This is a genomic window from Streptomyces sp. NPDC002935 (assembly GCF_040611295.1).
Lineage (GTDB): Bacteria > Actinomycetota > Actinomycetes > Streptomycetales > Streptomycetaceae > Streptomyces.
Genome location: NZ_JBEXNW010000009.1, coordinates 263,147 through 284,349, shown reverse-complemented (window position 1 = coordinate 284,349; position 21,203 = coordinate 263,147). Strand labels below are relative to the sequence as shown.

Sequence of the window (21,203 nt, the reverse complement as noted above, 5' to 3'; positions counted from 1 at the left end):
CCCGCACCGAGCCGAGACCCGAGTCCGGCTTCCGCGCCTCTCCCGCCCCCCTTCGCACGCTCACCGTGCCCGCCCGCGGCCTTCCGCGCCCGCTGCGCGCCCGCCGCGCGGCTTCCCGCGCCCTCCTGCGACTCCTGGACTGAGAAGACCCATGTTCCGTACCGCCTTGCGCAACGTACTCGCGCACAAGGCCAGGCTCCTGATGACCGTGCTCGCCGTTCTGCTCGGCGTCGCGTTCGTCTCGGGGACCCTGGTCTTCACCAACACCATCTCGGACGCCTACCAGAAGAGCTCCGCCAAGGGCTTCGGCCAGGTCGACGTCGCCATCCGCCCGGAGAGCGCGGCGGACACGGGCGACACCGTCGGCAAGGTGCGGAAGCTGACGCGGCCGCTGCTCGACAAGGCGGCCGGGGTGCCCGGAGCCGCCTCCGCGATCGGCGTCGTCAACGGCTTCACCGCCATGGCCGACAAGGACGGCAAGCTCATCGGCGGGGGCTTCCAGTCGCAGGGCGGCAACTACTGGAGCGGGAAGGACGGCGGTGAGGACCCCCGCTATCCGCTGACGGCCGGGCACGCGCCCCACGGCTCGGGCGAGGTCGCGATCGACGCGGAGACCGCGAAGCGGGCCGGCTACCGGGTCGGCGACACCGTACGTCTGTCGGTCGACGGCCCCGTTCTCAAGCCCGTGGTGACCGGCATCTTCACCACCGACGACGGCAACGTGGCCGCGGGCGGCAGCCTCACGCTGTTCGACACGGAGACCGCCCAGCGGCTGTTCCACTCGGTCGGCTCCTTCGACGAGATCGACGTGAAGGCCGCACCCGGCACCAGCCAGACCGCGCTGCGCAACGCGCTCGACGACGTCGTGCCGAAGGACGTCGCCTCCACCACCACCGGCCGGCAGCTCGCCGACGACCAGGCCGAGCAGATCTCCTCGGCGATGAGCGGCATGAAGACGGGCCTGCTGGTCTTCGCCGGGATCGCGCTGTTCGTGGGCACGTTCATCATCGCCAACACCTTCACCATGCTGGTCGCCCAGCGCACCAAGGAACTGGCGCTGCTGCGCGCCGTCGGCGCCTCCCGCCGCCAGGTCACCCGGTCGGTGCTGATCGAGGCGTTCGTGGTCGGCGCGGTCGCCGCCGTCGGCGGGCTCGCCGCGGGCATCGGCATCGGCGCCGGTATGCGCTCCCTGATGGGCTCGCTCGGCGCCACGGTGCCGGACGGCCCGCTGGTCGTCTCGCCCGGCACGATCGCCACGGCGCTGCTCGTAGGTGTCCTCATCACGATGCTGGCCGCCTGGCTGCCGGGCCGTCGCGCCGCGAGGATCCCGCCGGTCGCCGCGATGAGCAGCGTCCACGCGAAGGCCACGACGAAGTCCCTGGTCCTGCGGAACACGATGGGCGCCCTGTTCGCGGCCGCCGGCGTCGCCGTGGTCCTCTACGCGACGACGATGGACGGCTCGGACGGCCAGGCGCCGATGGGCCTCGGCGCGGTCCTGCTCATCATCGGCGTCTTCGTCCTGACCCCGCTGCTGTCCCGCCCGCTGATCGCCGCGGCGGCCCCCGTCCTGCGTGTCTTCGGGATCTCCGGCAAGCTGGCCCGGCAGAACTCGGTGCGCAATCCGCGCCGTACGGCCGCGACCGCCTCCGCGCTGATGATCGGCCTCACCCTGATCACCGGCATGACGGTGATGGCGGGCAGCCTGCAGAAGTCGATCGACAAGATGGCCAGTTCGGCGATCAAGGCGGACTACGTCGTCTCGATGGCGAACGGCAACTCGCTCTCCCCGGACGTCGAGAAGAAGCTCACCGCGGTCGACGGGGTCACCGACGCCAGCTCGCTGCGCAACGCGCCCTCCCGCATCGACCGGCGGACCGAGTTCCTGACCGGCGTCAACGGCGCGGCCATCGGCAAGCTCACCGACCTCGCCGTCACCGACGGCTCCTTCGAGGTCGGTGGCACCCGGGTCGTGGTCGACGCGGACACCGCCGAGTCCCATGGCTGGAAGGCCGGTTCGGACTTCCGGGTCTCCTACGAGGACGGCAGGAAGCAGAGCCTGACCGTCGCCGGGGTGTACGAGGGCAACGAGATGATCCAGGGCATCATGCTCGACAACGCCACGCTCTCCCCGCACCTGAGCGACGCCGCCGACATGCAGGTCATGGTGAAGACGGCGGGCGGGGCCTCGGACGCGGCCAAGGACAAGCTGGAGCAGGCCCTCGGCGACAACCCGGCGATCAAGGTCCAGGACAAGCAGGACCTCTCCGACAGCATCGCGCAGATGTTCACGCTGATGCTGAACATGCTCTACGGCCTGCTGGCGATGGCGGTGATCGTCGCCGTCCTCGGTGTCATCAACACCCTCGCGATGTCGGTCTTCGAGCGTTCGCAGGAGATCGGGATGCTCCGCGCGATCGGCCTGGACCGCAAGGGCATCAAGCGGATGGTCCGCCTGGAGTCCCTGGTCATCTCGCTCTTCGGCGGCGTCCTCGGCGTCGGTCTCGGCGTGTTCTTCGGCTGGGCCGCCGGTGAACTGCTCGGCAGCAAGATGTCGACGTACGAACTGGTCCTGCCCTGGGGCCGGATGGCGCTCTTCCTCCTCCTCGCGGCAGGGGTCGGCGTCCTGGCGGCACTGTGGCCGGCCCGCCGGGCGGCCCGCCTGAACATGCTGACGGCGATCAAGTCGGAATGACGGGACCGGAGCCGGCGGGCCGGAGCGGCGGGCGGGAGCGGCGAGACCCGCACGGCGGGGTCTGAGCGGCGAGGCCTGAACAGCGGCCCGGGAGTCGCGCCAGAAGGGGGCCCCGTTCCGGACGGAACGGGGCCCCCTCACCTGCTTCCGCTCAGTTCCAGGTCCGCGCCCGCAGCGGCATCCCGGACGTGCCGGTTCCGTCCGGGGTCTTCACCGCCAGGACCTGGTTGACGCCGATGTTGTTGCGTTCGAAGGCGACCGCGCTGGCCGCCATGTACAGGCGCCAGACGCGGGCCCGGCCGGGGCTGGTGAGCCGGACGGCGCGGGACCACCCGGCCTCCAGGTTGGCGACCCAGCCGCGCAGGGTGAGCGCGTAGTGCTCGCGGATGGACTCCACGTCGCGCACCTCGAACCCGGCCCGCTCCAGCTGTGTCACGGTCGTCCCGAGGGGCGCGAGCTCGCCGTCGGGGAAGACGTAGGCGTCGATGAACTCGTCGACGGAGTACGTCGATTCGTCGCGCTGCGGCCGCCGCGCGATCTGGTGGTTGAGCAGCCGCCCGCCGGGCTTGAGCAGACGGTTCAGCACCTCGGCGTACTCCAGGTAGCGCTCGGCACCGACGTGTTCGGCCATCCCGATGGAGGAGATCGCGTCGTAGGGCCCGTCGGTGACGTCCCGGTAGTCCTGCACCCGGATCTCCACCTTGTCGGTCAGACCCTCGTCGGCGACCCGCTTACGGGCGTACGCGGCCTGTTCCTGCGACAGGGTCACCCCGACCACGGTCGCGCCGTGCTCGCGGGCGGCGTGGATGGCCATCGAGCCCCAGCCGCAGCCGACGTCGAGCAGCCGCTGACCGGGCTTCAGGGCCAGCTTCCCGGCGACGAGTTCGAGCTTGTCCCGCTGGGCCCCCTCCAGGGTGCCGTCCTCCTCCCAGTAGGCGCACGAGTAGACCATGGACGGGCCGAGGACGATCTCGTAGAAGTCGTTGCCGACGTCGTAGTGGTGGCTGATGGCTCGTCGGTCGCTGCGCTTGGTGTGCAGGTGGCGGCGTCTGCGCACCTCCTCGACGGGCGGGGCGGGCGGCAGCGGCAGCCCGGCCATCCTCACCAGCCCGCGCACCGCGGCGCGCACCTCGGGGTCGCGCAGAGCCTCTCCGAGCCCGCGCGCGCCCTCGCCGCGCTCCCAGACGAGCCCGGAGATCAGGTCCAGGGCGGTGTACAGGTCTCCGTCGACACCGAGGTCGCCGGAGACCCAGGCGCGCGCGAGCCCCAACTCCCCCGGCTTCCACAGGAGACGGCGCAGGGCGCGCCGGTTGCGCACGACGAGCACCGGAGCTCCGGGCGGACCCGCTTCCGAGCCGTCCCAGGCCCGGATGCGCAACGGGAGCGGGGCTCCCAGCAACTGTTCGACAAGGCTGTTCAGCCGCTGCGCGGCGTCCTGCATGGCGTACACCTCCGAGACAACACTCCCGAACGCTCCGACACCACGTAAACATCTACCCGCCCCGCGCGCAGTCCCCCCTTCGCGTCACGAATTCGCAAAACACATGTAGATGCCATGTTTCTCGTGCCGGGGAAACGCCGAAGGGGCCGCCCGCACCACGGATGGCGGGCGGCCCCTTCTGGGCGTTCGGTGACCGGAGGTCAGGAGGCCTTGGCCTTCTCCTCGGTCTTGGCGGCGGGCGCGGGGGCGACCGCGGCCGGAGCCGGCTTGGCGGCCTCGTAGAACTCCTCGCGAGGAGTCTCCATGGCGCCGAGGGAGACGACCTCGCGCTTGAGGAACATCGCGAGCGTCCAGTCCGCGAAGACGCGGATCTTGCGGTTCCAGGTCGGCATGGCCATACCGTGGTAGCCACGGTGCATGTACCAGGCGAGACGGCCCTTGACCTTGATCTTCATCTTGCCCATGACGATCATCGCGACGCCCTTGTGGAGGCCGAGACCGGCCACCGCGCCCTTGTTGGCGTGGGCGTACTCCTTCTGCGGGAAGCCCCGCATACCGGAGATCACGTTGTCGCCGAGGACCTTCGCCTGCCGCAGCGCGTGCTGCGCGTTCGGCGGGCACCAGGCGTTCTCGACACCGGCCTTGCGGGCGGCGACGTCCGGCACCTGGGCGTTGTCGCCCGCGGCCCAGATGTAGTCCGTGCCCTGCACCTGGAGGGTGGTCTGGGTGTCCACGTGACCACGCGGGCCGAGCGGCAGACCGAAGCGGGAGAGGACCGGGTTGGGCTTGACGCCCGCCGTCCACACGATCGTGTTGGAGTCGACCTCGAGGCCGTTCTTCAGCACCACGTGACCGTCGACGCAGGAGTCCATGGACGTGGAGAGGTAGATCTCCACACCGCGGCTCTCCAGGTGCTCCTTGCCGTACTGGCCGAGCTTGGGGCCGACCTCGGGGAGGATCTTGTCCGCGGCGTCGACAAGGATGAAGCGCATGTCCTCACGGGACACGCTGCTGTAGTACTTGGACGCGTCGCGGGCCATGTCCTCGACCTCGCCGATGGTCTCGGCGCCGGCGAAGCCGCCACCCACGAAGACGAAGGTCAGCGCCTTGCGGCGGACGTCCTCGTCCGTGGTGGAGTCAGCCTTGTCGAGCTGCTCGAGGACGTGGTTGCGCAGGCCGATGGCCTCCTCGATGCCCTTCATGCCGATGCCCTGTTCGGCGAGGCCGGGGATCGGGAAGGTGCGGGAGACCGCGCCCATCGCGATGACGAGGTAGTCGAAAGGCAGCTCGTACGCCTCGCCCACGAGGGGGGCGACCGTGGCGACCTTGCGGTCCTGGTCGATGGTGGTGACCCGGCCGGTGAGGACCTCCGCCTTGGGAAGTACACGTCGCAGCGGGACGACGACGTGCCGCGGGGAGATGCTGCCGGCGGCGGCTTCGGGGAGGAAGGGCTGGTAGGTCATGTACGACCGGGGATCGACGACCGTGACGGTCGCCTCTCCGTAGCGCATCTGCTTGAGGATGCGCCGAGCTGCGTACAGGCCTACGTACCCACCGCCTACTACGAGGATCCTGGGACGCTCCGTGGTGCTCATGCCATCGAGTATCCACCCGCTCCTGGGGGGTCGCTCGTGCGCCCCTTCACAAGCATGGGCAGGGGCTCTGCTACACTCCGCGGCCCACGTGATCGAGGTCATGGCGGCCGGGGGGAACCACCGTACGGTTCGCACCGTTGTCAACACCGCGTGAGCTGCACTCCAACCCATTCGGCCGAGCGGACCACACCCCTGTTTCACCACCCGGAAACGTGGTCGCAACGCCCTGTTGAGCAGCATCCCGGACCGCCCGAGCCCTGCGGAAGGGCCCAAGTGGCCCCTTCGTCGCCCAGCAGGGCCCTTTTCCTTGTGAAGAACTTCACGAACTTTCCCGGCTGGGCCGCGCCGAGGGGGTTCCACGACCCCCTGGACGCGCTCATACGTTATCCGACCTGCTCAGCCGAGGCTACTGATCGGTAGCGAACGAGACCTAAGCCACCGACCACGCGATGCCGTCGAGGATGTCGTGTTCGCTCACGACGACCTCCTGGGCCCCGGTCCGCTCCATGATCGAGAGCAGTACGAGCGCACCCGCGGCGATCACGTCGACGCGCCCCGGATGCATGGAGGGGGCCGTCGCGCGCTCGGCGTGCGTGGAGCGCAGCAGCCACTCGGTGATCTCACGGACCCGGTCGAGGGAGACCCGGGAGTGGTGGATGGCCACGGTGTCGTACGCGGGGAGGTCCTGGGCGATCGCCGAGATCGTGGTGACTGAGCCGGCGAGGCCGACGAGCGTGCGCGCCTCGCGCAGCGGGACCGTCTCCTCGGCGAGGTCGAGGGCCGCCTCGATGTCGGCGCGCATGGCCGCGACCTGCTCCGCGGTGGGCGGGTCGGTCACGGCTCCGTCGCGCACGAGGTGCCGTTCCGTCATCCGTACGCAGCCGATGTCCACGGAGCGTGCCGCGCGCACCCGGTCGGACCCGACGACGAACTCGGTCGAACCGCCGCCGATGTCCACGACCAGGTAGGGCCTCGCGAGGTCGTCCCGCCCGGTCAGCTCCTTGGTCGCCCCGGTGAAGGAGAACTCCGCCTCCTGGTCCCCGGTGATGACCTCCGGCTCGACGCCGAGGATGTCCAGCACCCCGCGCACGAACTCGTCCCGGTTCTCCGCGTCCCGGGAGGCGGAGGTGGCGACGAAACGCAGCCGCTCGGCGCCGTGCTCCTTGATGATCGCCGCGTACTCCCGGCAGGCCGCGAAGGTCCGCTCCAGCGCCTCGGGGGCGAGCCGGCCGGTGCGGTCGACGCCCTGGCCCAGCCGGACGATGATCATCCGCCGGTCCAGTTCGGTCAGTTCGCCCGTCCGCGGGTCGGCGTCGGCCACCAGGAGCCGGATGGAGTTCGTACCGCAGTCGACGGCGGCGACCCGGGTCACTCGCCCTCCCCCGGCACGACGTCCTGCGTGGAGTCCTCAGCGTCCCCGGTGTCCCCAGCGTCCCCGGAGCCCTTCGCCTCGCTCTTCGGGCCGCCCTCGCCGGGGAGCGTCACGCACGCCCCCTTGCGCCACCACTCCGGCAGCATCGCGATCGCCTCGTCGCCCAGCGGGTTCACGCCCGGCCCCGCGGCCAGCGAGTGGGCGACCAGGACGTGCAGGCACTTCACCCGGTCCGGCATGCCGCCCGCGCTCGGGAAGCCCGCGAGCACCTCGATGGCGTCACGGCGCGCGATGTAGTCCTCGTGGGCGGCGCGATAGGCCGCGGCCAGTTCGGGGTCGGTGGCCAGCCGGTCGGTCATCTCCTTCATGACCCCGTTGGCCTCCAGCGTCCCGATCGCGGACGCGGCCCGCGGGCAGGTCAGGTAGTACGTGGTCGGGAACGGCGTCCCGTCGGGGAGGCGGGGGGCCGTCTCCACCACGTCCGGCTGACCGCAGGGGCAGCGGTGCACGATCGCGCGCAGCCCGCGCGGCGGCCGGCCGAGCTGCTGCTTGAAGGCCTCGACGTCGGCGTCGGTGGGCTCGGTGCGCGGGGTGGTCGGCGGTGGCGTTTCCATGCCGTGAGTCACGTGTCTTTCTGGTCAGTTCATGGGTCGTCACTGGTCGGCGGCGTCGGACTTGTCCACGCCGTCCCAGACGTTGGTGTACCAGGGGCGGTCGGTGGTGCCGTGGTCGGCGCGGGCCTGCTTCGCCGCGTCCGGGTCGATCACGACGAAGCCGGTCTCGCCCGGCATCACATAGTGCAGCCGCTGCCGGATCTGCTGCTCGGCGTACGCGTCGTCCTGCCAGCGTGCCTTGAGGTCGCGCAGCTGCTCGACCCGCTGCCGGGCCTGCTCCCGCTGCCGCTCCAGGTCGGCGACCTCGGCGCGCTGGGAGACGTACTGCCGCATCGGGTACGCGAGCGCGACGATCAGGGAGCACAGGACGAGGGCTAGCAGCGCGGCCCGGCCGGTCAGCCGGGAGCGGCGGGCCTGCCGTTTGGTCTGGGAGCGGTAGACCCGGGCCGCCGTCTGCTCGCCGAGCAGCTTCAGCCTGGTCGATGTGGAGAACCGGTCCCGGTCCTTCACGGCCATGAGTCCCGCCTCCCCAGTACTGGCCCGTCAGTACTAGCCCGTCACGTGCGTACGTCCCCGCACACGGTACGGGACCGAGTACGGGGACGTACGGACGACGCTTCCTGAGCCGGAGGCTCAGTCCTCAGCCGGAGGCTCAGTCCTTGAAGCGGGGGAACGCCGAGCGGCCGGCGTACACCGCGGCGTCGTCGAGGATCTCCTCGATGCGCAGCAGCTGGTTGTACTTGGCGACGCGCTCGGAGCGGGCCGGGGCGCCGGTCTTGATCTGGCCGCAGTTGGTGGCGACGGCCAGGTCGGCGATGGTGACGTCCTCGGTCTCGCCGGAGCGGTGGGACATCATGCACTTGTAACCGCTGCGCTGCGCGAGCTCGACGGCGTCCAGGGTCTCGGTCAGCGAACCGATCTGGTTGACCTTGACGAGCAGCGCGTTGGCGGTGCCCTCCTCGATGCCGCGGGCCAGGCGCTCCGGGTTGGTGACGAACAGGTCGTCGCCGACGATCTGGACCTTGTCGCCGAGGCGGTCGGTGAGGACCTTCCAGCCGGCCCAGTCGTCCTCGAAGAGCGGGTCCTCGATGGAGACGAGCGGGTAGGCCGCCACGAGCTCCTCGTAGTACTCGGTCATCTCGGCGGCCGAGCGGGACTTGCCCTCGAACTCGTACTTGCCGTCCTTGTAGAACTCGGACGCGGCGACGTCGAGAGCGAGCGCGACCTGCTCGCCGGGGACGTAACCGGCCTGCTTGATGGCCTCGAGGATGAGGTCGAGCGCGGCACGGTTGGAGTCCAGGTTCGGGGCGAAGCCGCCCTCGTCGCCGAGGCCGGTGGACAGGCCCTTGGACTTCAGGACGGACTTGAGGGTGTGGTAGACCTCGGTGCCCCAGCGCAGGGCCTCGGAGAAGGACTCCGCGCCGATCGGGGCGATCATGAACTCCTGGATGTCCACGTTCGAGTCGGCGTGCGACCCGCCGTTCAGGATGTTCATCATCGGAACGGGCAGCAGGTGCGCGTTCGGGCCGCCCAGGTAGCGGAAGAGCGGCAGGTCGGACGCCTCGGAAGCGGCGTGCGCGACGGCGAGCGAGACGCCGAGGATGGCGTTGGCGCCGAGCGAGCCCTTGTTGTCGGTGGCGTCCAGGTCGAACATCGCCTGGTCGATCAGGCGCTGCTCGGTGGCGTCGTAACCGACGAGCTCCGGGCCGATCTGCTCGATGACGGCGAGGACGGCCTTCTCGACACCCTTGCCCTGGTAGCGGTTCGGGTCACCGTCGCGGAGCTCGATGGCCTCGAAGGCTCCGGTGGAAGCGCCGGACGGAACGGCGGCACGACCCGTGCTGCCGTCGTCGAGGCCGACCTCGACCTCGACCGTGGGGTTGCCTCGGGAGTCCAGGATTTCCCGGGCTACGACGACGTCGATGGACGGCACGAGCATCTCCTTCTGGGATGTGACGCGGGTATGCGGGGCTTGGCAGCCCCGCGGGATGAGCCTATCCGGCCCGAGGGGATCGGCCAGCCGATCGACCACCCCTTGAGCAGAAGTGAGAGTACATATTGTTCCTGAACGGAACAAAAAAAGAAATGAAAAACCCCGCTCCGGTGCATGCGGGGGAACAAGCACCGGAGCGGGGAGCCCGTGGGGACGGGGGCCCTCACCAGGCCTTCGGCGCAAAGGCCCGACCTGCGAGGGAGCTGCTGTTCAGCTGGGGCGGGGCTGCGCCCGGCCGGTCATGCGGTCGCCCTCCGCCGAAGGCGACCATGTCGGGCCGGGGTGCGGCCGGGCTCAGCGGAGGTGGAGCTGCTGGCCCGGGTAGATGAAGTCGGCGTCGGCGACGATGCCCTTGTTCAGCTTGAACAGCTTCTGCCAGCCGCCCTTGACGTGCTTCTTCTCGGCGATCGAGCTGAGGGTGTCACCCTTGACGACCTTGTACTCGCCGTCACCCTTCTTGACCTTCTTGCCGGTCGGGGTGGTGACGGTCTTCTGGGCGGCCGGGCGCTCCGCGGAACGGGAGGCGGGCTGCTCCGTCGTACGGGTGGTGGTGCTGCTCTGCGAGCCGCTCGAGGAGGAGCTGGAGGGGGTCGACGGGGTCGAGGTGTCACCGCCGTACGCGGCGCTCGACAGGCCGACGCCGCAGGTCGGCCAGGCGCCCTTGCCCTGCCCGGCGAGGACCTTCTCACCGATGGCGATCTGCTGCGACTTCGAGGCCTGGTCCGCGGTGGAGGCGTAGGCGGTGCCGCCGTACGCGGCCCAGGTGGAGGACGAGAACTGCAGGCCGCCGTAGTAGCCGTTGCCGGTGTTGATCGACCAGTTGCCGCCGGCCTCGCACTGGGCGACGGCGTCCCACTCGGAAGCGGTGGCGGCGGAGGCGCTGCCGGCCGCCATCAGCGGAGCGGCGATGGCGACACCGGTGACACCGGCGAGCGTGGCGACGCGGGTGGCCTTGTTCGGACGGCGGTGCTTGCCCTTGCTGGAAAACAGCATGGAGTGATCCCCTCACCGACGCCTGCGAGGTGAGCTGTCGGGTTCGGGCCGGTTGAGTTGCCCGGCCGCGTGCCGTCGGTCCCGTCTCCAGGACGTCCGACACGCGACTTAACCCCAAGCCGTTTCCGGGTGTCTCTCAACTCCCGGACGCGGCACTTACCTTGGGTCCCCCGCTCCTGCCTACGGCGCATGACGCGACGACTGTTCCCGTACGGCCGCTGGCAGGATTCGGCGTTGTGACCGTCGGGGCCCGCTGTGGCGAGCGGTCACGACCGTAAGCAGTCGATCGGCGGAATATCAAAGACGATCAGGGCTTCTGAGACCCATCTCTCACTCGCACCAAACCGGACATTCCACAGCGAACTATGACGCGAACTCCCGCTACTTTTCGACCGTTTCGGTAGCAACAGAGATGCTCCGACCGGGAACGACGAGGCCGGGACCGGCGTCAACCGCCTCCTCGTTCACGGTGGGCAGCTCGCCCCATCCGCCTTCGAGGCCGAGGGCGTCGGAAACACTCCAGAGACTGCCCACGACGCTCACGGCGGGCGAGTCGTCGATGACGTCGATGGCGTCGCGCGAGCCGCGCGAAGCGTGCCGCCCGGCGGCGCTGTCGCCACGACCGTCGGTCACACTCTCCTCGGCGTCGGCACCACGGTGCCGGCCGGCACTGGCGCTCGCACCGTCGGAGGCGTCCGAAGAAGCGCCCTTCTGTCCGGACTTGCCCGACTCGCCACCCTTGCCGGTCGCCTTGTCGGCCGCCTTGCCGGTCGCCTTGTCCGAGCCGCCGGAACCCTGCGAGGCGTGGGGCTTCGCGGTGCTGTCGGCCGCGCCCGAGGAGTCACCCGAATCGGACGAACCGGACAGGTTCGAGGAAGGGGATGAACTGGGCGAAGTCGACAAACCGGATGAAGTGTATGAGCCGGAGTCGCTCCCGGCGCTCGACGAGTCGTCGGCCACGCCCGTGTCGACCTTGATGCCGCCCGAACTCTTGCCGAGCCCGGAGAGCGGTCCACAGGTCGGCCAGGCCGCGAGGCCCTGGTCGTCGAGCACCTTCTCGGCGACGGCTATCTGCTGCGAGCGACTGGCCTGGTCGGCTCTCGGGGCGTAGTCGAGACCGCCGTGCGCCTCCCAGGTCTCCTGGTCCAACTGAAGCCCGCCGTAATACCCGTTGTTGTTGTCGGCGCTCCACGCGCCGCCACTCTCGCACTGCGCCACCCGATCCCAGGTGGTTCCGTCGGCCGCGCTGGCACTCGCCGCGGCGAGCAACGGGATGGCGATGGCCGATCCAGCCACTCCCGCGGCGACGATGAGAGCCGGGGCCTGACGAGGGCGACGGTGACGGCCGTTCCCGGAGAGCATACGGAAGCCTTTCGCGTGACAGCAGGTGACTTCGGCGACTCCTGCGAAGTAGGAAGCGCAGGTGCCGCGTTGATGGGTGAACGTAGCCGGACTCGAACGGTTGTCACAAGTCGATGCACTACCGATCACGCGAAGATCACAGATTTGATGGAGCGTCATGTTCCGGTAGCCGGAAGGGCGCTCTTTCCGGTATGCGGAAGAACCCCTTCGACAGGGGTTCCGAAGGGTCGCCGATGAACCGATCAAGGGCTATTTGACCGGGGTGAACTCCACAGGAAGCGTGCGCAATCCACGCATAATGAGCCCTCCACGCCAGCGCAAATCAGCCGAATCTCCTGCGAGTTGGAGATCGGGGAGGCGGTCGAGGAGGGTGCGGAGGGCGGTCTGCCCCTCCAGGCGGGCGAGCGGCGCGCCCAGGCAGTAGTGGATGCCGTGGCCATACCCCACGTGCTGATTGTCACGCCGCGCGAGATCGAGCGTGTCCGGCTGATCGAACCGCTCGGGGTCGCGGTCGGCGGCGGCGAGGACCACGAGCACGGGATCGCCGGCCGCGATGTCCTGGCCGCCGATCCGCACGTCCTCGGTCGCGAACCGCCAGGTGGCCAGCTCCACGGGTCCGTCGTAGCGCAGGAGTTCCTCGACGCCCGTTTCGAGCAGCCCGCTCTCCCCGGCCGCGAGGGAGGCCTGGAGACGGGCCCGCTGCTCGGGGTGCATGAGGAGGGCGTGAACCCCGTTCCCGATGAGATTGACCGTGGTCTCGAAACCGGCGAAGAGCAGGATGAAGGCCATGGCGGCGGCCTCGTTCTCGGTGAGGTGCTCGCCGTGGTCGGAGGCGCGGATGAGCCCGGAGATGAGGTCCTCGCCGGGTGCGGGCACCGCGGGCAGCGCCTCGCGCTTGCGATGGATGAGCTCGGCGAGATACCCGCGCATCTTCTTGACGGACCGGGCGACCCCGCCCCTCGGCCCGCCGCCGTGCCGGATCATCATCCCCGCCCAGTCCCGGAAGTCGTCCTGGTCCTCGCGCGGGACGCCGAGCAGGTCGCAGATGGCGTAGATGGGGAGCGGGAAGGCGAACTCGTGGATGAGGTCGGCCGAGCCCCTGGCCGCGAACTCGTCGATGAGCTGATCCGTCAGCTCCTGCACCCGCGGGGCGAACTCGGCGACACGCCGGGGTGTGAAGGCCTTGCTGACGAGCCGCCGCAGCCGGGTGTGGTCCGGCGGATCGATGTTCAGCAGATGCGTCATCAGCTCGGCCTTGCGCTCCCCGGGGATCCCGGTCCTTCCCTTCGCGTGCGCGGGCTCGTCGTGATGCGCGGGATTCTTGGACAGCCGCTGGTCGGCGAGCGTCTGCTTGGCGTCGGCGTACCGCGTGACGAGCCAGGCCTCCACTCCGCTGGGCAGCCGGGTGCGGTGCACGGGCGCGTGCTCCCTCAGCCAGGCGTAGGCCGGGTAGGGGTCGGTGGCGAACTCCCAGGTGAAGAGTTCGGGGGCGGCGCTGGCGGAGGCTTCGTGCTCGGTCACTTCTCGACGGTATCCGCAGCGGGCGGGGACACCCGCGCCGACCGGCGATCGGGGCAGCACCTGGGGTGCACGGCGGCGGCGGAGAGCAACCCTGCCCGCTTCACCCCAGGCTGTCCACACATGGCCGGCTGTTTGACTCGGCCGCTCGGCACCTCCCTACATTCACGCAGTGGACCCCGAAATACTCAGATCCAGCTTCGCGGTCGTCGAACGACGGGCCGAGTTCGCGGTCAAGTACTTCTACTCGCATCTGTTCCGCCACCACCCGGAGCTCCGCGGGCTGTTCCCGGCGGATCTCCCGCAGGACATGGAGCGGCAGCGGGACCGACTGTTCGCGGCGCTCACGTTCGTGATGGACGGGCTGGAGGATCCGGACCTGCCGCGGTACCTCAGGGATCTCGGGCGGGACCACCGCAAATATCTGGCGCAGCCGGACCACTACGCGGCCGTGGGGGCGAGTCTGATCGCCGCGTTCGCGTTCGTCGCGGGCTCGGCCTGGACCGCCGAGGCTGAGAAGTCCTGGGCCGAGGCGTACGGGGCGTTCGCCCAGTGCATGCTGGAGGGCGCCTGGGAGGCCCAGCACCACGGCGAGCCCCGCTGGTGGGACGCGGAGGTCGTCGCCCGCACCCGGCACGGCGACGACCTCGTCGTCCTGACCCTGCGGCCACGGCAACGCCTGACCTACGCCCCCGGTCAGTACGTCAGCGTCAACATGCCCCATCTGCCGTGCGTCTGGCGCCCCTACTCCCTCGCCAACGCGCCCCGCGCGGACCGCACGGTCGACCTGCACATCAGCCGTGTCGAGGACGGTGTGCTCTCCACCGCCCTCGTCCGGCAGACCCGCGTGGGCGACATCCTGCGACTGGGGGCACCCGGCGGCGGCCTGACCCTGCGGACGCCGGCCGACCGGCCCCTGACCCTCATCGCGGCCGGCACGGGCTGGGCCCCGGTGAAGGCCCTGCTGGAGCAGCTCGACGCCGCCCACGAGGCCCGTCTGTTCCTCGTCGCCCGCGACATCGCGTACCTCTACGATCGGCCCGCCGTCGAACGCCTGAGGGCCCGGCTCCCCAAGCTCGCCGTCACCTTCATCACCCCCGCGCCCGGCCGCCCCAAGGCGCAGGCGACGGAACGGCTGCTCACCGCGCTGGGCAGCCGGGCCGGGTGGACCCGGCACGACGTCTACGTCGCCGGTCCGCCCGATCTCGTCGAGGAGGTCGGCCAGACCCTTCCCTCCCTGGGCACACCGGCCGACCGCGTCTTCCACGACCTGCTGCCGCCGACGGGAGAGAACCGTCCCCGCCCGGTGGGCGCGGCGGAATGGCTGCTCGACCGCCCCCCGCCGAGCTGGCACAACCCGACAAGCCGCACCCCGCGAGCGTGACTCCGGCCGCCGCCAGGCCTCCGCTCCCTCGCCCTGCCCCCTGTCCCCCGTCCCTCTTACGCTTCCTCGTCCCGGCCCTCGATCCGGTCTTCGTCCCGGCCCTCGTCCGTCTCCGCGTAGCCCTCCGTCAGGCGGATGGCGTCGCGGTAGGCCCGCGCCGCCGCCCGCAGCGCCGCCTCCGGGTCCACGCCCTCGGCCTCGGCGCGGACGGCCATCGCCAGCAGTTCGTACCCCACGCCCTCCCCCGCGGGCAGAGCGACGTCAAGTCCCGCCGTACGCACCCGGGACGACAGCTTGGCCGACAGGGCCAGGCCCGGCTGGCCGAGCGGGACGCCCTCGGTGACGGAGGTGCGCCGCTTCTCCTCGGCCTTGGTGCGCAGCCAGTGCTCCTTGACCTCCTCGGGCGTCGTGGCCGTCTCGTCGCCGAAGACATGGGGGTGCCGGTGGATCAGCTTGGCGACGATGCCCCCGGCCACGTCGTCGATCGAGAAGGGTGCCTCCTCGTCGTCCTCGGCGATCCGGGAGTGGAACACGACCTGGAGCAGGACGTCGCCGAGCTCTTCGCGCAACTCGTCCCGGTCGCCCTCCTCGATGGCCTCGACGAGCTCGTACGCCTCCTCGATGCCGTACTTCGCCAGGCCCTTGTGGGTCTGCTGGGACGACCAGGGGCACTCGACGCGGATGCGGTCCATCACCTGGACGAGGTCGAGGAGACGGGCGCCGGGCAGGTCGTAGGAGGCGGGGAGCAGCTCCAGGTCCGGCATCTGTATGCGGCCGGAGCCCGCCAGCCGGGCCAGACCGTCGGTGAGGCGGGGCTCGCCCTCACCGGTGGCGACGACGACGAACGAACGTCCGCCGGCGCACGCGTCGACCAGGTCCTCCGCGGTCGGGGACTCCTCGTCGACGGTGATGCCGGCCTCGCGCAGATACGGCAGCTGCGGGTGCGCGCCGTCCGCGCACAGGACCCGGTCGGCGCCGTGCAGCGCCTGCCAGGCGGGCCAGGACAGCAGCCCGGGCGCGACCCGGTGGCTGGTGGTGAGCAGGACGATTCGGCCGGGGCCGGGCGTGGTCGGGTCGCCGTCGAAGCTGCTGGTTGCGTTCACCCCTCGAACGTAACCCACGCCACCGACAGCTCCCGAAGTCGTCCACAGGGCCGGGAGCTCCGTCGGATTCCGTCAGACGCCCCGGCGAGACGGCCGGGCGGCGGTCACGTCGTCTGCTGGGTCCTCGCCGACGTGACCTCCCGCAGCCATGGCGTCTTCGCGTCGACGCGGCTGCTCTTCTGGACGTCCCAGGTGCCGTAGCGCGGGTTCAGGTCGACGTGGAGCTGCTTGGAGGCGTTGGACATCGCCTTCCAGAAGGCCGCCTTGCCGTCGGTGGTGTTCATGTCGACACCGAGCGCGGCGGCGAGTTTCCGGGCCTCGATCTCGGTGCGCAGGCTGGCGTCGAGACGCTGGGGCGCCACACCGTAGTTGGACAGCCAGGCGGTCTCCAGCGCCTTCGGGCCGCCCGCCTGCTGTTCGAGGGCCGACCGCATCTGCTGGGAGTCCTTGCGGGTCACGGTCACGTCGGCGTTCTTGGCCGCCCGGTCCAGCACCCGGTCCAGGACCATGCCGTGCAGGGTGTCGCGGGTGAGGGTGCCGGTGTTGGCGATGACCTGCTCGTACTGGGCGTCGTCCTTGCTGGCGGCCCGTTGCGCCGAGCGCACCTCGTTCACCCGGCCCTCCAGCTGCGCGACGGTGATCCGCCGGCCGTCGACGACGGCCGCGGCGCCCGGATGGGCCTCGCTGCCACAGCCGGTGAGCAGAGGGGCCGCCGCGACGATCGCGGCGGAGAGGACGAGCGCGGTGCGACGGCGGCGGTGCAAGGAAGCCTCCCGAGGAGATTGTGCGACGGTGCACAAAGTCTTGCGGTGATCGATGGTAGGCAGTGGCCCGCCTCTCGGCCAGCCATTCGACCAACGATTCACGACGACTTCAGGCACCGTCGAGGCATCCCCGCCTCGCGGAACGACCACGGTCCGCCCGTACGAGTGACCACGCCCGGTCGATGACTCGGTCGATACCCGGTAGATCACCCGGTAGATCACCCGGCATATCGCCTCAGTCGCGCGCCTTCACTTCGCGTTCGACGACCCCGGCGACCTCCGCGCGCAGTCCGTCGCCGATGTGCGCCACGGTGACGTTCGCGGCGTGCGCCTTACCGCTCTCCGTGGAACCGGTTCCGCCGTCCGTCGCGCCGGCCCTCACCAGTACGAAGCCGACCTTCCCGTACTGCGGAGCGGTCTGTTCGGCCGCCGTGACCTCGGGTTTTCCGGCCGCGACGACCACGTCGCAGGACCGCTGGAGCAGTCCGTTGAGATAGGGCCGCGAGTTGGCGGCGGACTGCTCACCGGTCACCGGGACGTAGCTCACGCGCGCGTGCGTCGTGAGGGACGCGTCCTGCATGCCCTGCCAGACCTCGGCCGCGGTGGTCCCGGCCGTGATCCCGTCCTTGCCGGTCAGCAGGCAGGCGTCGACGTCCTTGTAGTGCCGGGCCCTGGCGTCGGGCAGTCGACGCTCGGTGTCGGTGCGGGAGAGGACGTACCAGGTGACCGCGACCGCGGCCGCGACGATCACGGCACCCGCCGCCATCGCGATCCTCCGGCCGCCCAGCCCGAGCAACCGCTGGAGAACGGCCCGCGCACCGGCGGCGAGCCGCGATGTCCAGGTGTCGTCGCGCACCGCCTTCGCGCGCTGCGCCGGCGGCACCTGTCTGACCCGCTTGACCACGTTGTTGTTCCCGTACTTTCGTTCCGCTGTCCGCCGGTGTGCCGGATGGTTCCCGGTGTTCCTGGCGCCGCCTGTCTTTCCGGTGTTCCCGGATTCCCCGGCGCTCCCGGTGTTCCCGGCGTTCCGCCAGGCGTCTCGCTAGTGCCCGAAGCGACGGCGGGGCCAGGCCGTCCAGGCGTGCAGGGCCGCGCCGGCCATCGACACCAGGACCAGGAGCACGTCGTCGGCGAACTCCAGCCCGTGCGTGGTCTCGGGCGTGAACGAGAGCTGCATGATCCACGCCACCAGCACCGCGCTGAACGCCCCGAAGGCGGCCCAGTCCGCGCGGGTGCCCCTCCGCAGGGCGATCAGGAGGGACGGAACAGGGCACAACAGCCCCACACTGACGACGGGAAGCGCCGCCAGTCCGGCACGGACGGCGGACGGCCCGACAATCGCCGGCAGCCTTTCGACCCTCATACCCTGCTCCTCCTCCGGATGTTCTTACGATCTACGGCTCGGATGATCGCGTACGTCAGCCGGTGATGGCGACCGGCGCGTCCCAGGCGTCGCGGTCGACGGTGATCGTGACACCGCCGATGGTCTCCTTGCTGTTGACCATGTACTGGTGCGCACGGCTGTGGCCGGTGAACTGGGTGGCGCCCCACGGCCAGTCGGTGGTCGTGGTGTTCGCCTTGTCCCACAGCGCGTACCAGAGGTTGCCCGGCAGGTCCGTCTTGTCGGTCGCCGTCGCGATGGCCTTGGCGCTGGAGCTGGTGAAGCCGTAGTACCCGGTGCGGTACGTCTTGGCGTGCAGGGTCTTGTCGAAGGCGCGCACGTACGTCAGCACGGCGTCGTTGCAGGCCTTGTTGGTGATGTCGTACGACTCCATGTCGAGGTAGATCGGGCTGCCGGCCTTCATGCCGAGGGCGGTGGCCTTGGCGACCGCGTCCGCGCCGTCCGTCGCGCCCATGGACGCGGCGGTCGCGGCGGTGAGCTTCTCGGGGCTGCTGCCGGTCTGGCAGGACGGCTGGGCGCCGACGTACAACGGGATGAGCTTCCATCCCAGCGTGCTGACCGACTTCACCCAGGACGCGGTGAGGTTGGGCTGGCTGCACCCGCGGTTCTTGCCGCCGATGTACACGGCGGCCGCTCCGTAGAAGCCCGTGTGCCAGGCCTTCATCGCGGTCAGCGAGGGCGCGGTGCAGGTGTCGAAGGCACGGCCCGTGAAGGTCTTCTGCGCGGGCCACGTGGTCGCCGCCATCGACGCCTGTGCCGCGATCCCGGCTCCGGCGACCACGGCCGCGCCCGCCGTCGCCCAAGCGATGTAGCGGCCCTTCTTGGACATCCGATGGCTGGACATTCCCACCCCATTCATGACATGCACATCACAGCGCGCAGAACATGCGCGCCCCGTGGAACCAGGACAACGAAAAGCGGTCGAGCGAAAAGACGGATGCGCTCCTGATGCGGCGCCCTCATCCGGCCCGCCCGTGAAGGGCGCCGACCCCCGACGCCGGGAGCGGATCGCACCGTAACCGACGCCGCCTCACCAGACGGGAAACGCCGGATCTCGTTCGCCACAAGATTCCCTCAAGGCACGGCAAAAACATGCGAGTTCACGGAACCCCGGGCCGGGGATCCCCCTCTTTTGCACGATCTTGAAGCGAACATGACTTTGTGTTCTCTGTGCGCCTTTAGAGTCCGCTCGGGCTGAAAGCCCTGCTCGGACGGGCGCTCGGCCCGTCCCGACCATCACGTCGAAGGACATCGAGATCCCGATGCGTCATCCCTCCCGCGCGGCCAAGGCGCTGCTCGCCGCGGCCGTGCTCCCGCTGGCCCTGACGGCCTGCGCCTCCGCGAACGGCACTTCGTCCCCGTCCGCCACTGCGAAGAAGCCCAAGGACCCCAACGCCGGACTGCTGACGGGCGCACAGCTCAAGAAGGCGCTGGCGCCCGCCTCCTTCTTCGCCACCGGTTTTGCGGTCGACCCCGAGGGCGCACGGGACTCCGGCACCACCTACACCGCGCCGGGCTCCTCCCCCGCACCGAAGCCCGACTGCACCCTCCTCGGCGGCACCAGCTGGATAGCGATCACCGGCGACTCGGGCGTCTCCTTCGCCCAGAACGACTACGTCAGCAAGGCCACGTCCGAGGACATCGCCCAGGAGGTCGACACCTACCGCGGCACGACCGCCGCGACCGTGCTGACCGACCTGGAGAAGGCGGTCACCGCCTGCGCCACCTTCCCCGACTCGGACACGCACACCGCGGTGAAGGTCACCGGCACCACCACCTCCGGTCCGGGCGACGCCGCGTACACGGTCACCCTGACCAACAGCGCCTGGGAGAACGGCACGACCCTCATCGCCGCGCGCTCCGGAACCGACGTCGTCACGGTGATGTCCACGGACGGCCACGACAACGGCGCGGCCACCGCGAAGAAGCTGGCTGCACGGATCGTGACGTCCCTGAAGGGCGAACACGAGCACGCCTGACCCGCCAGGTGGGAACATGACGCCCCCGAGAGGTTTCTCGGGGCCCGAGAAACCTCTCGGGGGGCGCGCGGGGTATTTCGGGGGTGTGATGGACAAGCGCTTGGAAGCCGGCTGGTTCCAGCGGCTGGCGTGGTCGGTTCTGGCGGTCGGGTCGTTCGGTCTGCTGGTGTGGGTGCCGTTCCTGTATGTGGCGATCCGCCGGGGACGGGGCGCCGACTGGGGCGCCTTCGCCTCGTTCGTGCTGTACGAGCTCATAACCCTGCCGTGGGCGTCGACGCAGTCCGACTCGGGGGATCCCGTCCTCGGGGCGACCGCCGTCGCCACCATGGCGATCGCCGTGTGGCTGCTGCTGTTCCCGCTGTTCGACAAGCCCACGCCGCGGAACGCCATGGTCGGCGCGGGCCTCGCACAGGGCCCCTGGCCGGGCCAGGCCCCCGGAAACCCGTACCTGCGCTGACGCCCGGAACCCGTACCTGCGCCGGGACCCGGCCCCGCGTATCCGAGCCTGGGCGCCGAGCACGCCGTATCCGGGCAGGCAGGTACCCGGCGCCCCCGTATCCACGGACCGGCACCCTGCGCCCCGCATGAACGCGAAGGCGCCCGGCGGTTCACGCCCGCCGGGTGCCACGCAGGACCCTCTAGAGCGGCGCGTGCGCCGAACTCATCGACGCCCCCGCCCAGTTGGAGCGCTACCACTTGGTCCTGGACCGCATGCAGCAAGCCGCTCTTCCCCAGGCCAAGTCCCGCGACTTCATCCTCCAGCTCGCCAAAGACCTCTGAAGGAGCCTTCGATGCCCGAACTGAACTGGCAGAAGTCCACGTACAGCCAGGAGGCCTCCGCCTGCGTCTATGTGGCCACCACCCCCACCGGAACGATCCTCCTCCGTGAGAGCGACGCCCCGGAGGCCATCCTCACCACCGGCCCGCACCAACTCGCCACCCTGATAGCCGCCTTGCGGACGACGCGCCGCTAGCGTCTCGGGGCGCTCGA

General features: G+C 70.2%; 20 protein-coding genes and 1 riboswitch. Of the genes, 6 read left to right on the top strand and 14 right to left on the bottom strand.

Annotated features, from left to right (window positions below):
• Positions 1–151: 151 nt before the first annotated feature.
• The gene (locus ABZX90_RS15240) at positions 152–2,692 is read left to right on the top strand and encodes an ABC transporter permease (RefSeq protein WP_355205034.1); all 2,541 of its coding nucleotides are present in this window, start codon (positions 152–154) and stop codon (positions 2,690–2,692) included.
• A 151-nt stretch (positions 2,693–2,843) separates the two neighbouring features.
• Here ABZX90_RS15240 and ABZX90_RS15235 read toward each other — a convergent pair whose 3' ends face one another.
• The 9 genes from ABZX90_RS15235 to ABZX90_RS15195 all read right to left on the bottom strand — a co-directional run bounded on the left by ABZX90_RS15235 (position 2,844) and on the right by ABZX90_RS15195 (position 13,583).
• Entirely contained in the window at positions 2,844–4,133 is a 1,290-nt protein-coding gene (locus ABZX90_RS15235; RefSeq protein ID WP_351132812.1) for a cyclopropane-fatty-acyl-phospholipid synthase family protein, read from the bottom strand.
• Positions 4,134–4,333: 200 nt separating this feature from the next.
• Entirely contained in the window at positions 4,334–5,728 is a 1,395-nt protein-coding gene (locus ABZX90_RS15230) for an NAD(P)/FAD-dependent oxidoreductase (RefSeq protein ID WP_351132814.1), read from the bottom strand.
• A 430-nt stretch (positions 5,729–6,158) separates the two neighbouring features.
• Positions 6,159–7,100: a Ppx/GppA phosphatase family protein gene (locus ABZX90_RS15225; RefSeq protein ID WP_351132816.1), complete on the bottom strand. Its 942-nt coding sequence runs from the start codon at positions 7,098–7,100 to the stop codon at positions 6,159–6,161.
• The gene (locus tag ABZX90_RS15220; RefSeq protein ID WP_351132818.1) at positions 7,097–7,714 is read right to left on the bottom strand and encodes a DUF501 domain-containing protein; all 618 of its coding nucleotides are present in this window, start codon (positions 7,712–7,714) and stop codon (positions 7,097–7,099) included. The genes ABZX90_RS15225 and ABZX90_RS15220 overlap by 4 nt, the downstream gene beginning before the upstream one ends.
• 39 nt (positions 7,715–7,753) lie before the next feature.
• Positions 7,754–8,230: a septum formation initiator family protein gene (locus ABZX90_RS15215; protein WP_351132820.1), complete on the bottom strand. Its 477-nt coding sequence runs from the start codon at positions 8,228–8,230 to the stop codon at positions 7,754–7,756.
• Positions 8,231–8,366: 136 nt separating this feature from the next.
• Positions 8,367–9,653 carry a phosphopyruvate hydratase gene (gene eno / locus ABZX90_RS15210; RefSeq protein ID WP_261703999.1) on the bottom strand — a complete coding sequence of 429 codons (1,287 nt, stop codon included), beginning with the start codon at positions 9,651–9,653 and terminating at the stop codon, positions 8,367–8,369.
• Positions 9,654–10,001: 348 nt separating this feature from the next.
• Positions 10,002–10,700, bottom strand: coding sequence for a transglycosylase family protein (locus tag ABZX90_RS15205; RefSeq protein WP_355205028.1), 699 nt, complete (start codon positions 10,698–10,700; stop codon positions 10,002–10,004).
• A gap of 4 nt (positions 10,701–10,704) precedes the next feature.
• Positions 10,705–10,898, bottom strand: a riboswitch (cyclic di-AMP (ydaO/yuaA leader).
• A 183-nt stretch (positions 10,899–11,081) separates the two neighbouring features.
• A complete protein-coding gene (locus ABZX90_RS15200) occupies positions 11,082–12,221 on the bottom strand; it encodes a transglycosylase family protein (protein ID WP_355205026.1) in 1,140 nt (379 codons plus the stop codon).
• A gap of 90 nt (positions 12,222–12,311) precedes the next feature.
• On the bottom strand, positions 12,312–13,583 hold the full coding sequence (locus ABZX90_RS15195; protein ID WP_355205023.1) for a cytochrome P450: 1,272 nt from the start codon (positions 13,581–13,583) through the stop codon (positions 12,312–12,314).
• Positions 13,584–13,752: 169 nt separating this feature from the next.
• Between ABZX90_RS15195 and ABZX90_RS15190 the strand changes: the two genes are divergently transcribed.
• On the top strand, positions 13,753–14,964 hold the full coding sequence (locus tag ABZX90_RS15190) for a globin domain-containing protein (RefSeq protein ID WP_355205020.1): 1,212 nt from the start codon (positions 13,753–13,755) through the stop codon (positions 14,962–14,964).
• 56 nt (positions 14,965–15,020) lie between these two features.
• On the opposite strand, the gene ABZX90_RS15185 is transcribed toward ABZX90_RS15190, so the two are convergent.
• The 5 genes from ABZX90_RS15185 to ABZX90_RS15165 all read right to left on the bottom strand — a co-directional run bounded on the left by ABZX90_RS15185 (position 15,021) and on the right by ABZX90_RS15165 (position 19,077).
• Positions 15,021–16,067, bottom strand: a complete 1,047-nt coding sequence (locus tag ABZX90_RS15185) for a nucleoside triphosphate pyrophosphohydrolase (protein ID WP_355205018.1) — start codon at positions 16,065–16,067, stop codon at positions 15,021–15,023.
• 104 nt (positions 16,068–16,171) lie between these two features.
• Positions 16,172–16,831 (bottom strand): SurA N-terminal domain-containing protein, encoded by a 660-nt coding sequence (locus ABZX90_RS15180; protein WP_351132830.1) that lies wholly within the window; start codon positions 16,829–16,831, stop codon positions 16,172–16,174.
• Between the two features lie 235 nt (positions 16,832–17,066).
• Positions 17,067–17,735, bottom strand: a complete 669-nt coding sequence (locus tag ABZX90_RS15175) for a hypothetical protein (protein ID WP_355205016.1) — start codon at positions 17,733–17,735, stop codon at positions 17,067–17,069.
• A gap of 138 nt (positions 17,736–17,873) precedes the next feature.
• On the bottom strand, positions 17,874–18,194 hold the full coding sequence (locus tag ABZX90_RS15170; RefSeq protein ID WP_355205013.1) for a hypothetical protein: 321 nt from the start codon (positions 18,192–18,194) through the stop codon (positions 17,874–17,876).
• Between the two features lie 55 nt (positions 18,195–18,249).
• A complete protein-coding gene (locus ABZX90_RS15165; protein ID WP_351132833.1) occupies positions 18,250–19,077 on the bottom strand; it encodes a glycoside hydrolase domain-containing protein in 828 nt (275 codons plus the stop codon).
• Positions 19,078–19,495: 418 nt separating this feature from the next.
• Between ABZX90_RS15165 and ABZX90_RS15160 the strand changes: the two genes are divergently transcribed.
• From ABZX90_RS15160 to ABZX90_RS15145, 4 genes are all read left to right on the top strand, one after another.
• Positions 19,496–20,212 (top strand): hypothetical protein, encoded by a 717-nt coding sequence (locus tag ABZX90_RS15160; protein ID WP_351132834.1) that lies wholly within the window; start codon positions 19,496–19,498, stop codon positions 20,210–20,212.
• Positions 20,213–20,300: 88 nt separating this feature from the next.
• On the top strand, positions 20,301–20,669 hold the full coding sequence (locus tag ABZX90_RS15155; protein WP_351132836.1) for a hypothetical protein: 369 nt from the start codon (positions 20,301–20,303) through the stop codon (positions 20,667–20,669).
• A gap of 206 nt (positions 20,670–20,875) precedes the next feature.
• A complete protein-coding gene (locus ABZX90_RS15150; protein ID WP_355205090.1) occupies positions 20,876–20,992 on the top strand; it encodes a hypothetical protein in 117 nt (38 codons plus the stop codon).
• An 11-nt stretch (positions 20,993–21,003) separates the two neighbouring features.
• The gene (locus tag ABZX90_RS15145) at positions 21,004–21,186 is read left to right on the top strand and encodes a DUF397 domain-containing protein (protein ID WP_355205010.1); all 183 of its coding nucleotides are present in this window, start codon (positions 21,004–21,006) and stop codon (positions 21,184–21,186) included.
• The last annotated feature ends 17 nt before the right edge of the window (positions 21,187–21,203 follow it).